The following is a 12,807-nucleotide window of genomic DNA, read 5'->3' as shown; positions in this document are numbered from 1 at the left end:
TTTCTGATACATTATAACAGAATGAATGCCCTGCCAAGCGGCACCCGGAAACAAGGTAACGAAGAGAGGACAGGGCGCAGTCGCCTGCGCCGGGGGAGGAAAACGGCGTCATATCGCCGGCTTTTTTGTTGCACGACGGCGGTTTTTCGGCGGCAATCGTACCCCGCAGGGTCGTGATTGCCGCCAGACCGAGGCTCATCGGTTCAGACACTGTCTTCAGAGATCAGCACTTCGGTAATATCAATTCGATGCAGCAGCTTTCTCAGCTTTTCATGGCTGATTTTTTTCATGCGGCGCAATCGATACAGTTCTTCCCTTTCTGCGTGCAAAGAAGCCAGGTACAGCTGCCTTTCGAGCCGTTTCAGCGCCACGATGTTTTTAATATCGTCCTTGGTCAGGATTTTTCGCTGCAGCACGTCCAACATCCGGCGCGTCGTTTCTTCAATCAACTCTGGCGTTGCGTCGTCCGGTGGAGTATCGACCAGCTTTTCCTTCGTTTCATTAACCGCTTTGATGGCGGCACTCGCCAGCGCCTCTGAGACTGAAAACGCTTCTTCCTGATCCTCTTCAGGCGGCGGGTTGCCGCGCAATAGCAAAGGCAAGGTGAGTATGCCGACGACGATCGACAGCAAGATGACGCCAGAAGCGATAAATACCAGCTGATAGCGCCCCGGGAATGGCGAACCGTCGAGCAAGAACAACGGGATCGACAACACGCCTGCCAACGTGACGGCCCCACGAACCCCGGCGAAGGACGCCACGAACAGATCGCGCGTGCTGAATTTCGAAAATAACAGCGGATCTTTGCGCATCAGCTTCGCGCTGCCGAATTTCATCAACCACAGCCAGATCAAACGTACCGCGATCAAACTGAAATAGATGATGGCCACGTAACCCAGCAGTTTCTCCAGACTGACGGAATGATCCATATCGGTTTGCGCCAGGGTGAAGTTCAGGATGCCCGGCAGCTGCAGCCCGAGCAAAATGAACACCATGCCGTTAAAGATAAACTCGAGCATTTCCCATATGTTATTGGTGCGCAAACGCACCAGCGGCATATTGTGATTCACTTTGGATTGGCCAATCATCATGCCGGCGCTGACGGCAGCCAGAATGCCGGAGACGCCGATCTTTTCCGCTATCAGGTAACAAGAAAAGGGGAGCAGCAAAGAGAAGACAATCTGCGTGGCCGAGTCGTTGTACATCCATCTGTGGATGAATTTAACCATTTGATTATATAAAACGACGATAACAATGCCGCAGAGCACCCCGCCAATAGAGACCTGCAGAAAGGTTAGAAAGGCGCTTTCCCAGGTGAAGGCCAATGCGCCGAGCGCAACGGCGATGGAAAAGTTAAGGGAAACCAAACCGGAAGCGTCGTTCATGAGCGCCTCGCCTTCGATCACGCGCATGACCGGCTTGGGCATGCGCCCTTTGCCGACGATGCCGGAAAGCGCGACGGCATCGGTAGGCGACAGGACGGCGGCCAGGGCAAACGCGGCCGCGAGAGGGATAGACGGAAGCAGCAAGTGAATCAGATAGCCCACCCCCACCACCGTGATGATCACCAGCACCAAAGCCAGGCTCAGTATTTCTCTGCCGTAATGAATAAACTCTTGCGCCGGCGTTTTCCATCCGTCGGCAAACAGCAGAGGAGGGATAAACAGCATCAAGAAAAGTTCGGGGTTGAAGTCGATGTGCAGGCCAAATTGCGGCCAGGCCAAAACGGCGCCGACGATGATTTGCACCAGCGGCAAGGGGATTTGGAATGGAAATATTCTCGTCACGATGCCGGACAACGAGACGGTGAGTAATAAGATTAATATGGTGAAGAATGTTTCCATCGTGAACCTTTGGTTGGTTAATTTTTCTCGCCGTTTTCAAGCGCTGCCTGCTTGATGTCTGCCGCCCCGGCAGGCTCGTCCTTCTGCAGGCGGATAAGCTATGTATGGCTCCAGGGCGGCCATCGATAGCGGCCGTCAGAGTATCGTGTAGTGTCCCCCCGGCAGATTCGATCGGCCGGGGTAACGAGGTCAGGATTCAGGAAGCGCAAACGCCATGACGTAATCGCCGGTTTCTTGCGAGTGCGCCGCGCCGCCGACCACAATCACGATGTATTGCCGGCCGGTTTTCGGCGAAACATAGCTCATCGGCGTGGCGCTCGCGCCGACCGGCAGCGCGTACTTCCAGACCTCCTTGCCGGTGCTGCTGTTGTAGGCCCGCAGATAGTAGTCCTGGAAGCCGGCGAAGAAGACCAGGCCGCCGGCTGTCGTCATGGTGCCCGCATAGGTGGGCATGCCGACGGGCATTGGCAGGTGTGATCTGATACCCAACGGCCCCATTTTTTCGGCGGTGCCGGCAGGGATCTGCCAGGCAATCTTCTTGTTTTTGTAATCGACGGCGGTGATGGTGCCGTAAGGGGGCTGGTTACAAGGCACCTCGAGCGGCGACATCCACATCAGCGTGATCATGCCGTATGGCGTGCCGATCATGGGCGATGGCCCATGGCCGTCGATCACTTTTTGCGGATACTGTTTCGCGACGCGCTCATAGTTATCGCGCGTCACTAACCAGAACACATTCGGGATCCGCACATCGTTCATGTAAGCCATGTGGTTCACCGGATCAATCGACATGCTGCCCCAGTTGAGACCGCCTATATTGCCGGGCTGCTCGAGCGTGGGCCGCGTGCTGATTGGGGTCATGGCCCCCTGATAATTCATCCGTTTGAACAAGATGCGGCATGCCATTTGATCAAACAGGGTGGTGCCCCACATTTTCTCTTCGGTAAGGTGTTCGGCGCCGATGGTCGGCATGCCGACAGAAAACGGCTGGGTCGGTGAGAGTTTTTCTTCCGGAACGGCGCCTTGGGTCGGTACGGCTTGCTCTTCAACCTGCGCCAGCGGCTGGCCTGTCTCACGGTTCAGGTAGAAAATCTGCCCGCGTTTAGTGCCCAACAGGAGGGCGGGCACCGGATTATGCCGATCGTCGAAGCCGTCCACCAGGGCGGGCTGGGAGGCGAGATCGTAATCCCAGATATCGTGGTGGGTCGTTTGGAATTTCCAGCGCTCGCGGCCCGTTTCAATATCGATGGCGACAATGGATGAGTTGTAGTCGTCCGAGTTTTTAGGGCGGTTCATGCCGTAATAGTCGGGTGTCGCGTTGCCGAGCGGTGCGTACAACAAACCCAATTTGTCATCATAGGCGGCGGTGGTCCACATATTCGGGGTGCCGCGGGTATAGGTGCTTCCGGGCGGCGGCGTTTTGGCGATCGCCGGATTGCCTAAGTCCCACGCCCAGTCCAACTCGCCGGTTTTGGCGTCAAACGCTCTGATGACGCCGGAAGGCTCCCCTTTCATCACATTATCGATGACCCAACCGCCGACGATAATTTTCCCCCGGGCGATAGTTGGCGCTGACGTCTGGAAGTAAAATCCAGGTTCGATTTTCCCCATATGCTGGCCGAGGTTAACCTCGCCGTTTTGACCGAATGAGGGGCATTTCTGGCCCGTTTTGGCATCCAGCGCAATGATGCGGGCGTCGATTGTGGTATGAATGATCGTTTTTTCGCACACAGAGCCTGGCGCCGCATCCTCATTCTGGTAGTAACCCAGCCCGCGACAGCGCTGCCAGACCGGGGATGTTGAATGCGAGTCAAACTTCCAACGCGCTTTGCCCGTATCGGCATCTATGGCGGTAATCAGCCCGTTGGGCGTGCAGTTATAGACCAAATCATCAATGGCCAGCGGGGTGTTCTGATCGACGCCCGGCCTGAAATCGCCGGTCCGGTAAACCCAGGCGAGCTTGAGATCTTTGACTGTGGAACGGTTAACTTGATTAAACGGCGCATAGCGCGTTCCTTCCGTCGTGCGGCCATAGGCGCTCCAATCCGCAGGGGCATTATCGCTTTTGCTCTCGATAAAGGTTGCGTTATCAGCAGGCGTTATCGCTCCATGGGGAAAAAAGGCGCCGCTAAAGAAAGCAACGAATGCAACGGACAAAACCGTACCGGCAATGTAAGCCTGTTTTTTCCCCTTAGCGCTGTACAGATGCGAGGGAAGTAAAAACGCGGCGATGATAGAAAGGCCCGCGGGAACCAGCAGACGAGGGAACAGTGCCCAGTAGTTGAGCCCGGATTCCCAAAGCGCCCACAGCGTCGTGATGAAGAACAGCGCAATGGTTAAGTGATAACCCTGTTTGTTGCGTTTAAACACCAGTATCGCGGCTGCGGCATAACCTATCCCTGCGATGGCATAGTAAAACGAGCCGCCGAGGGCAATGAGCCAAACGCCGCCCACGGTTAACGCAACGCCCGAAAAAACCAGCAAGCAAAAGAACGTGATTATTAAAGCTCTCTTTACAACCGATGTTCTAATCATATGTTTTCCTTTGACCTGTCAATCCCATTGGGATCATCATTCCATCGCTCTCAATACGCGAAAACGCCGGCATGAAAGGCACTTTCATCGCCTTGAGACGGTTCACTAACGCTTTATGGCTGCTAAGGTCTTGTTTCGCTTTCCATTTCATGGCACAGAATGGCGGCCTGGATCCGCCGCCTGAGCGAGATAAAGGTTTTATTGAGCAATGAGGGCGCGTACGTGATTAACGTATGGCTTATCGCATCATTTAATACCGGGTTGAAAACCGTTGCTGAACGGCGCGGCTTTCAGTATTACGGCGAATTTAATACTCTGTTAGACGATATGTGCGCCTGATGAAATGGCCTCTTTGGGCTAATTATTTAGAGTGATGCGCAATGCAGTGCTATTATAAATAACAGGCTTTTACCGATTTTCATAACTCGATAAATTCAGTATGAAGTTTCATTCTTTATCAAGCCGGTGTCGATAAAAACGGCGAAAAAAATGATTCAACGCCATTCTCTCGCCATCGACATAGACAATATAACCTTTCCCGCGGTCGCCGATAGTCACTTTTTCCACATTAACATCGGGGTAGTGTTTTTTTAAATTTTTGGACCATGCGTGAGTGCTCATAATTCTATTTTCCTGACGGGGTTTACTCTTGTTTAAGGCATGTTAATAGCACCGGTGAATACAGGCATCGTGGAAATAAAATATCTTCCCTGTTTAGGGATGTCTACAAGAGGGGGGAGCGGGGTAAAGCGAACGTCAGGCGGTATGACGCGATCGGGGTTTTTCAATAAACCCAATCAAAACAATAAGTTATAACTCACCCCGCACGAAAGGTAAATTAACATAACTCATTGATATATAAGGTATTGGTATGTTAGTCACATTGCAGTGATTTATCCGCAGATAAACGTTCAACCATTACCATGGCCACAAGATAGAGACCGGACTCGCTTGGCGAAATGATGTTGATGGGCTTTCCAATTGGATAAGTCTTAAAATTTTCTCTGTTTTAACGTGCGCGCGTGATGCCGCTCGCAAGCTCAATATGATTTTTACTGATTGATATAGATTGCATTAGTAAAGCCTGAGGTCGACATTGACGTGCCGGCTATTCTGGCATTTTCGTTCCATTTATTTCTCTTTTCCTGGCAGGGAATAAAATAGGGATATAGGTCTTCATCGCTATTTCGCCATTGCCTATTGGGCTAAGGATTTCGATGAGGAAGCGATCGACCATGCCCACTTTATTTATCGGGAATGATTTGGTGTAAATGCTTTGCGTGAACTGTTGCGCTTCATCGCTCGCGCCTTTAAAAGTGAATTCGGCAAACAGTTGCATATCCTTTTTTCCCTGAACCTCGGCCAGCGAGGCAAGAACGCTAGTGATATCAGCGCCTTCAGGAACATAGGTCGTCTTCAAATAGATGCTAACGTGGTTCTCTTTGTTGGCGCTTGCGCCGAAGTTAAAAAAATTAATCATGCCGCCGTCTGTTGCTTGCATTTTATCAATTGCCGCCAATCGCAGCGCCGAAACCGCGGGGTGGAAGTGATAGATCTCAGCATCGATACAATCCCCTGATTCATCGAAAAATTTTGGCAGGTGGACATAGCGATGTTCGGGTATGCCATCGAGAAACAGCAAGGGGATGGCGGAGGAAACGTCCCAGGATTTACTCTTGCGGTACTGCATCGGCGACGTTCTGAACTGCTTGCGAAACGCTCGGCCAAATGATTGATATGACTGAAATTTCAACTCATTAACGATATGGGAAATGGAGAGGTTTGTCGCTTTCAGCATAAATGCGGCGCGAATGAGTTTTCTGCCCCTCACATAGTTGCCGAAAGTCATTCCCGTTTCATCTTTAAAGGCTTTCTGGATATGCCCACGTGAATATCCGCTTTTTTCTGAAAGCATCTCAACAGTGAGCTTCTCATTGAACCCACTTTCCTCGACCCAGGCGAGCAGCTCCTCAATGACTTTGGTTATAAACATACGGGAGCTTCCTTTTAGTTATCTGCCTAATGGTTGCGTCAGGTAAAATAACGCTTTATCGGTAATCAGCGACAGCGGCCTGATTCATTCGCTGTTTTAGGCAATATCCTGAGTATAGAGCGCACGCAATATTAACGCGGCAAATTGAGGAAAATGTACTCAAAAGTGTCATTTGGCAACTAACTGGGTAGGACGAGAGACGGCAAGATGGCGTGATTTAGACAGCGTGATTTTTGCAATTCATTGATTTTTATTTGTTTTGTATCGTGTTATCCGATCCGGACAGGATAGGTCACGGGGAGCGGAAGCGCACTTTTTATTCATTGATAGATAAAAACTCTATATGTCTGCCAATTTATTGACAGTAACATCTTTTAGAATCGAAATAATTAACTATGCTATGTTTAAGGGTGAGTGGTTAAGGGGTAAATAGGCCTAAGGCTGCGCTGCAGAATAATGTCTAATCCAAATTGGGTATCACGGGGGTAATTTCATAACGTGTTTTTGTCTTGATGCCATTATTGGCGTTATTAGATGCGACTTGCCTAAGAATTTCAACTTGCGCGAAAGGTGAATGGCCATCCTATGGTCATGGACAGGTTGTTCGCGCCGTCTGACGCATGGATATATTTGAACAAGTATGGGGATGCCATTTTTCAATAGGAAGCAAACTTAACGGTTTTCTGATGCTAAAAAAAGAGAAATGCATTCAATAATAAATATAGCAAGATGACAGGCTTTACTATGGATTGTTCTAACGAGTTCAGACGCAATATTTTAGACGAAATAATCTGCATCATTGAAAAGGCGATAGATACTCAGAGCCATGTTTCAATTAGAGCGTTATCCATCAAGTCAGGATATTCCATTGGCCATTTGCAGCGGATGTTCTATTTGTATCAAGGGATGAAGATAGGGACTTACATCAGAAAACGCAGGCTGAGCCGCTCGACGTTGCTGTTGAAACGTACGGATATGAAGATCTATGAAATTGCCTTACTGTCTGGATTTAGTTCTCAACAATCATTTAGCCGCGCCTTTTCAAATCAATTCGGTTGTCCGCCGCGAACATTTAGAACCATGAGCCACTGGCCTTTTGTCAATTATCAACCGATTATTGCTTTCGACAAAGAGCCCTTTCCCAGCAGTATCGTGCACTTGAATTTGCATGAGTATTACGAGAAAAAAAGGCAGGTGCAACTGCTGTCTCCGGTCATGATCCGGGGACAGATGAAGATAAGCTACAAAGACCCAATAACCTGTGGTCTGTACAACTCATCGGCAAGGTACCTTGCAATCCGGCGTAATGAGCACAAGATGAGTGAAAGCGAGTTCATCCTGTCGGCCTATGAAGGTGTTCTGGCCTCATTGGATATCTCCATTACCGAGAGCGTCATGTTTAAAATCCACGATCATTGCCCTGGTGAAAAGGATGACATCAGCATGTGGTATTTCATACCGATTAAATGATCCGGGCTTGTTGCTCGGGCCGAAGCGCGCTCTCTGATTTTTGCCTTGATATCATTGACAATTTTTTTCAGGCCTCCCAATGCCCTATTGGGATGGCATGCGCGTAGCCTGGTGCTCAGGCTGCGGTAGGGAGAGCGAAAAAAAACCGACCGCGAGGGTCGGTAAGCATGGGGTATTCAATAGGTATGACAAACTACGGGTGAAATAGTAGCGCGCGTTGCCATTTTCTCTTTACCGAAAAGTGTTCTCTGTTATCAATAAATAGGTAAAACGTGCTAATCCGGCTCCGCTGTCGATAGTGTTGAGGTCTGGCAAGGTGATGTTGGAATAAAAAAAGCCGGCGATAACGCCGGCGAATGAAACATCGATAATCTCTCTGGGATGCATGACCTACACACGGAAAATAAGGGCATGCACTGCGCATCTAACCTTATCGCTTCGGCATTTTCTTACCAAAAAACGGTATTTATGGTGGCGGATCAGGCGGGAGAAATAAAAAAGCCGATCTTTACGATCGGCGAATGCGAAATAACAGGGTAACGTTGCTTGAAAGTGCACATAAAATGATAGCGAGTTAATCCTAGCACTGTCGGTGGCTGCCTATTTTACCTAAAAATGTGTTTATCGCGCCTCCTGGTCTGGCGCTCTTGTTCAGATAAGTTATTAATCGATATGCTATCCGTCCTCTGTGAATCTGCCGAAACAGCCGCAGGATAATGGCGTAAACTGCCGCCTAAGCGACAGGATAACGGTGAGCTTTGATTTTATTTTATATTTACGCAGTGAAACATTTATTCATCTATTTAACATCTGGACATATCTCTTGGCGATGCGTTGACGAATAATTCAAATTACAAAAATTGCTTCATTAAACGAATATTTAGATACTCGCTGTACGGCCTGGCCAGCGCTGACACGTTATTAAATTCTGAGCATACAGAAAGATGCCCCTGTAGGTATCGTCACGCACTCTGGATAGGACATCGCCACCATGGGCTCTTTTTTTAAGCAGGTCTATCGCTATTCCCACGCGCGCCCTTATCGGCATAACGAAAATCTTTGGCCCTATGTGAAGATCGCGCGCGGCGAAGGAGGGGAAATCACCGCCTTGTGGTATAAGCACCGGTCGGTGCCGATCGTCCCGTTGAGCGAACTGCGCAACAGCTGCCGGGGAGAGGCGTTGTTGACGGCCACCGGCCCGTCGGTGAAGCAGCTGCGCTTCGAAAATATTCCCGCCATGCCCGCCATCGGGGTCAACGGCGCCTATTTTCTGCATCGGCAGGTGGATTTTCGCTTCTACGTCATTGTGGATATGGGCTTTATCGATAGCCGCCCGGAGATCGTGCGCGACGTCATTCAACGGCGGGAGCTGACGTTATTCACCACCGTGCACGGCGTAGCCCGCATTCTCGATCGATTTGGCCAGGCGGCGATCGGTTGCCGTTTGGCGATTGTCGAAGATGCGTCCTGCAAGATTTACCATCCCCGGATCGACAGCGGTGCGCTGTGGGATCACTACTGCCGGGAAAGCGGCGTGGTTTTTGCCGCCGCGTGCCGCACGCTCGGCTTCAGTCAGGATATTCGCTGCGGCGTTTTCGATGCCGGCACCGTGGCCTACTGGGCGCTGCAAATCATCGCCTATCTCGGTTTCAAGCAGCTGTTTATCGCCGGGCTGGACATGAACAACTTCCACCAGCCGCGTTTTTACGAGACCGAGCAAGATCGGTTGCCGACATTCCTGGCAGACAAGGTGGAGTCGCTGGTGATCCCCGCTTTCCGGCACGCCGGCGCGATCATGAAAAAGCAGCAGATCGCGATAAAAAACCTTTCTCTGCACAGCGCTATCGACAGCGATATCTTCGAGAAGGTGGACGGCAATGTTTACTTTCAGCAAGCCTGAGCAATTTTATCGCCTCGGCAGCGCGTTGTTTTTAGCCTTTGCGTTTTTCAGCGCGATATTTTGCGGCCAAACCCGCGTCAACAATCTGTTTCACCTGGCGGCGCTGCTGTGGCTGGCCGCGGTGTTTACCTGGCCGCCGCTGCGGCGGCAGTTGCTGAGCAACCGCAGGGCACTGTGGGGCGGCGGATTGGCGCTGATGTTTCTGCTTTATTATTCCCTCAGCGCCCTGTGGAGCGAGACGCCGGGCGACTTACCGTCGGCCCTGACCCACAGCGCCTATATCCTGCTGTATCTCGCCTGGCTGGTGACACTGCTTGACGGTGAGCGTCGCCATCAGTTGCAGTGGGCGATGTTGGTCGGCATTGCGGCGCTGTGTCTGTATCTGACGCTGGTCGACGCCCCGTCGATTTATCATCTGCGAGAAACCACCCCCCGCAATCCGGGGCCGAGCAACGTGATCGATCTGGCCGGTTACGCCGCCATTGCCATTTTGCTGAGCCTGATGATTTTCCGCGACACCGGGCAGAAGGCGGCGCTGTGCTTTATCCCGCCGCTGCTGGCGTTCATGGTGCTGACGCAAAGCCGCGGTCCGTTGATGGCGCTGGTGTTTGCGCTAGTGGCGACGATGCCCTATCGACAGCGGCCGGGAAAGTGGCTGTGGATCCTGCTGCCCGGCGTGCTGGCGGTGGTTTTCGCCGTCGTTTACAGCGCGATCGGCGAGATGCTGCTCACCCGCTTTGGCGAGCTGTACCAACAGAGCTTCGTGCGCATCAGCATTTGGCGCCATAGCCTGAGGCTGATCGAACAGGCGCCGTTCTTCGGCTACGGCTTTGATAAGCAGCTTAACTTTCTCAATTATACCGGCGAGCTGAATCATACCACGCACAACCTGTACCTCGGCGCCTTGCTGAAGGGCGGCGGCGTGGGTTTTCTGCTGCTGTTTGCGTTGCTGGCATACGGTGCGCGGCTTGCCTTTGCGCACTGGCGCGCAGGACGGCGTTGGGAGGCGGCCATGTTTCTGTTTATGCTGGTATTCTACAGTTCGCAGGGGATGTTTGTGATCGCCAATCCGGCGGAGTTTTGGTACCTGTTCTGGCTGCCGTTGGCGATGCTGTTGTCGCAGCCAAAGCGGTCGCCGATCAGACGGGTGCGGGCGGCAGCGCCGCCAGCGTCTTCTCCAGCACCCGTTCCGCCTCGATGATACTGAGCGGTTGGCGGCGCTGGGCGGCATCCAGCGCGGCGCTGTCAACCGGCACATGCATCACCTGGTGCCGCTCAGGGTCCTGATAGGGGCCGGTATGCTGCGGATTGGCGGTGACGAACAGGCTGACGGTGGCGGTTTTCAACGCCACGGCGAGGTGCAGCGGGCCGGTATCGCCGGTCACCAGCACCTGCAGATTGGCGATCACCGCCAGCAGTTGCGGCAGCGTGGTCGTGCCGATATGGCTTACCACCCGCTGTTGCTGTTCCTCGCTCAGGCCCGCCATAAATTCCCGCTCGATGTGGCGCTCCGCAGCGCTGCCAATCAGCTCGATCTGATAGTCGGCGGAGTGCGCCAGCAGCCGTTGCGCCAGCTGAACAAAACGTTCGACCGGCCAGCGGCGCAGCGTTTCGGAGGCGCCCATCTGAAAGCCGATCAGGATCTTGCCTGCCGGTTTTGCGCGCGGCGGGAAAGCGACGGGAATGAACATCTCCGGGTTATCGGTGCGGCAGCCCAGTTGCCCCACCATATCCAGCTTGCGTTGGATCAGATGGCCGCCGGTGCTGCGGCTGACGCCAGTCAACCAGCGCTCCATCCCGCTCGGCTTATTGCCGTAAAGGTCTTTAAACAGATAGCGGCAGCCGGCGGCGATGGCGACCAGCACGTCGTAAGGCACCTTCGAGTGCAGGATGATCGCCAGCTGCGGCCGGTTTTTTCGCAGCCGGCGGATCACGCTCAGCATGTCTTTGGCCTTGTGATCCCAATAAATCACGTCATGAAACCAGGGGCTGCCTTCGACCAGTTGCCGGTTTTTGTGGCTGGAGACTAAGGTGATTTGCGCACCGGGATAGCGTTCATGCAGCGCTCGGATGGCGGGCGTGTTGAACATCAGATCGCCGAGGGCGCTGGTGGAGAAAATCACGATGCGCTCAAACGGGTGCTGCGGATCTAAGCTCGCTGCCGGCCGGAAATTGCCCGCGATGCGGGTATAGAGACGTAAACCGGCGTTGGCCGCCGCTATTTTCCACTGTTTCGACATTGCAGTTCGCTTCCGTTTGAGAAAGGCGGCCACCGTCTGGCGCCGCGTCGTATCATACAAGCGCGGCAACGGCGGGCCAATGGCCCGCAACAGATTGCGACAGATGCTAACGTTATGCTTGCAATTGCTGCAACGCGCCTACTCCTCCCAGACCTGCGTGCTGCGCGGGCTGTCCATCTGATAATCAGAGTAGGGGCGGGTGAAGATCTCGCGCCCCAGCGCGCGGGCGGCCTGCAGCGGGTTGCGTGGATCGCGGGCGATTTCGCCGCGTTGGTTGCCGGCGCCGTGCACCAGTCCGACGAATTCAGAGTGGGTGTAGCGGCTGAACTCCTGGAGTTGATGCACGATACCCAGCGCCGCGCCGGGGTAGGTCTCTTCCGACGCCACTGCCAGCCCGATGCGCTTGCCGCTCATGCGTTGATGCACCTCCGCCGCCTGAGGGTAGGCGTTGGAATAGAAACTGAACGAGCGATCGAAAAAGGCCTTGGTTTGCGCCGACATGCCGTACCAGTAAATCGGCGTGCAAAACACCGCGCCGTCGGCCGGCAGGAAGTGTTCCAGAAACAGCTCGGCGTAGCGATCGGCCGGCGCCGGCGTATGCCGCTCGTCGCTCAGAAAACCGCTCAGGTAATCATCGAGAAAATGCAGGCTGGCGGACGTGCTGGCTTCGGCGGCGCCCGCCACGATCGCCTGCGCCAGCGTGGCGCTGTTGCCATCGCGGCGCGGGCTGCCGACCAATACCACCAGACGCTTGGGTTGATGAGTTGTATTCATGTCATATTCCTTTTTGTTAAGCGATTTCAGCCTTACTTTAGAAACTAACGT

The 12,807-nt window shown here is 53.1% G+C and carries 9 protein-coding genes; 3 read left to right on the top strand and 6 right to left on the bottom strand.

Going from position 1 to position 12,807, the window contains the following annotated elements; all coding sequences use genetic code 11:
- Nucleotides 1-203 precede the first annotated feature (203 nt).
- From AAIE04_RS11955 to AAIE04_RS11940, 4 genes are all read right to left on the bottom strand, one after another.
- Nucleotides 204-1,844 carry a Na+/H+ antiporter gene (locus AAIE04_RS11955; protein ID WP_498576993.1) on the bottom strand — a complete coding sequence of 547 codons (1,641 nt, stop codon included), beginning with the start codon at nt 1,842-1,844 and terminating at the stop codon, nt 204-206.
- Between the two features lie 189 nt (nt 1,845-2,033).
- Entirely contained in the window at nt 2,034-4,379 is a 2,346-nt protein-coding gene (locus tag AAIE04_RS11950) for a membrane-bound PQQ-dependent dehydrogenase, glucose/quinate/shikimate family (RefSeq protein ID WP_498576992.1), read from the bottom strand.
- Nucleotides 4,380-4,826: 447 nt separating this feature from the next.
- On the bottom strand, nt 4,827-5,000 hold the full coding sequence (locus tag AAIE04_RS11945; RefSeq protein ID WP_154746484.1) for a hypothetical protein: 174 nt from the start codon (nt 4,998-5,000) through the stop codon (nt 4,827-4,829).
- 487 nt (nt 5,001-5,487) lie between these two features.
- Nucleotides 5,488-6,372: a helix-turn-helix domain-containing protein gene (locus tag AAIE04_RS11940; RefSeq protein WP_498576991.1), complete on the bottom strand. Its 885-nt coding sequence runs from the start codon at nt 6,370-6,372 to the stop codon at nt 5,488-5,490.
- Nucleotides 6,373-7,116: 744 nt separating this feature from the next.
- On the opposite strand from AAIE04_RS11940, the gene AAIE04_RS11935 reads away from it, so the two are divergent.
- The 3 genes from AAIE04_RS11935 (at nt 7,117) to AAIE04_RS11925 (ending at nt 10,943) form a co-directional block, all read left to right on the top strand.
- Nucleotides 7,117-7,842: a helix-turn-helix domain-containing protein gene (locus tag AAIE04_RS11935; protein ID WP_019452483.1), complete on the top strand. Its 726-nt coding sequence runs from the start codon at nt 7,117-7,119 to the stop codon at nt 7,840-7,842.
- A 991-nt stretch (nt 7,843-8,833) separates the two neighbouring features.
- Nucleotides 8,834-9,742 carry a WaaZ-like lipopolysaccharide core biosynthesis protein gene (locus AAIE04_RS11930; protein ID WP_211130270.1) on the top strand — a complete coding sequence of 303 codons (909 nt, stop codon included), beginning with the start codon at nt 8,834-8,836 and terminating at the stop codon, nt 9,740-9,742.
- Nucleotides 9,720-10,943 (top strand): O-antigen ligase family protein, encoded by a 1,224-nt coding sequence (locus AAIE04_RS11925; protein ID WP_498576990.1) that lies wholly within the window; start codon nt 9,720-9,722, stop codon nt 10,941-10,943. Before AAIE04_RS11930 ends, AAIE04_RS11925 begins: the two co-directional genes overlap by 23 nt.
- On the opposite strand, the gene AAIE04_RS11920 is transcribed toward AAIE04_RS11925, so the two are convergent.
- Both AAIE04_RS11920 and AAIE04_RS11915 read right to left on the bottom strand, forming a co-directional pair.
- A complete protein-coding gene (locus tag AAIE04_RS11920) occupies nt 10,882-11,982 on the bottom strand; it encodes a glycosyltransferase family 9 protein (RefSeq protein ID WP_498576989.1) in 1,101 nt (366 codons plus the stop codon). The two genes, AAIE04_RS11925 and AAIE04_RS11920, sit on opposite strands and share 62 nt — an antisense overlap.
- A 138-nt stretch (nt 11,983-12,120) precedes the next feature.
- Nucleotides 12,121-12,756, bottom strand: a complete 636-nt coding sequence (locus tag AAIE04_RS11915; protein WP_498576988.1) for a flavodoxin family protein — start codon at nt 12,754-12,756, stop codon at nt 12,121-12,123.
- Between the last annotated feature and the right edge of the window lie 51 nt (nt 12,757-12,807).

The sequence above is a fragment of the Serratia sp. Ae19-1 genome (assembly GCF_059801225.1).
The sequence above is the reverse complement of the archived record's forward strand: the minus strand, read 5'-3'. Positions and strand labels throughout refer to the sequence as shown.

Coding starts and splice junctions, on each gene's coding strand:
- AAIE04_RS11955 (WP_498576993.1), bottom strand. CDS start 1,844: ATGGAAACATTCTTCACCATATTAATCTTATTACTCACCGTCTCGTTG.
- AAIE04_RS11950 (WP_498576992.1), bottom strand. CDS start 4,379: ATGATTAGAACATCGGTTGTAAAGAGAGCTTTAATAATCACGTTCTTT.
- AAIE04_RS11945 (WP_154746484.1), bottom strand. CDS start 5,000: ATGAGCACTCACGCATGGTCCAAAAATTTAAAAAAACACTACCCCGAT.
- AAIE04_RS11940 (WP_498576991.1), bottom strand. CDS start 6,372: ATGTTTATAACCAAAGTCATTGAGGAGCTGCTCGCCTGGGTCGAGGAA.
- AAIE04_RS11935 (WP_019452483.1), top strand. CDS start 7,117: ATGGATTGTTCTAACGAGTTCAGACGCAATATTTTAGACGAAATAATC.
- AAIE04_RS11930 (WP_211130270.1), top strand. CDS start 8,834: ATGGGCTCTTTTTTTAAGCAGGTCTATCGCTATTCCCACGCGCGCCCT.
- AAIE04_RS11925 (WP_498576990.1), top strand. CDS start 9,720: ATGTTTACTTTCAGCAAGCCTGAGCAATTTTATCGCCTCGGCAGCGCG.
- AAIE04_RS11920 (WP_498576989.1), bottom strand. CDS start 11,982: ATGTCGAAACAGTGGAAAATAGCGGCGGCCAACGCCGGTTTACGTCTC.
- AAIE04_RS11915 (WP_498576988.1), bottom strand. CDS start 12,756: ATGAATACAACTCATCAACCCAAGCGTCTGGTGGTATTGGTCGGCAGC.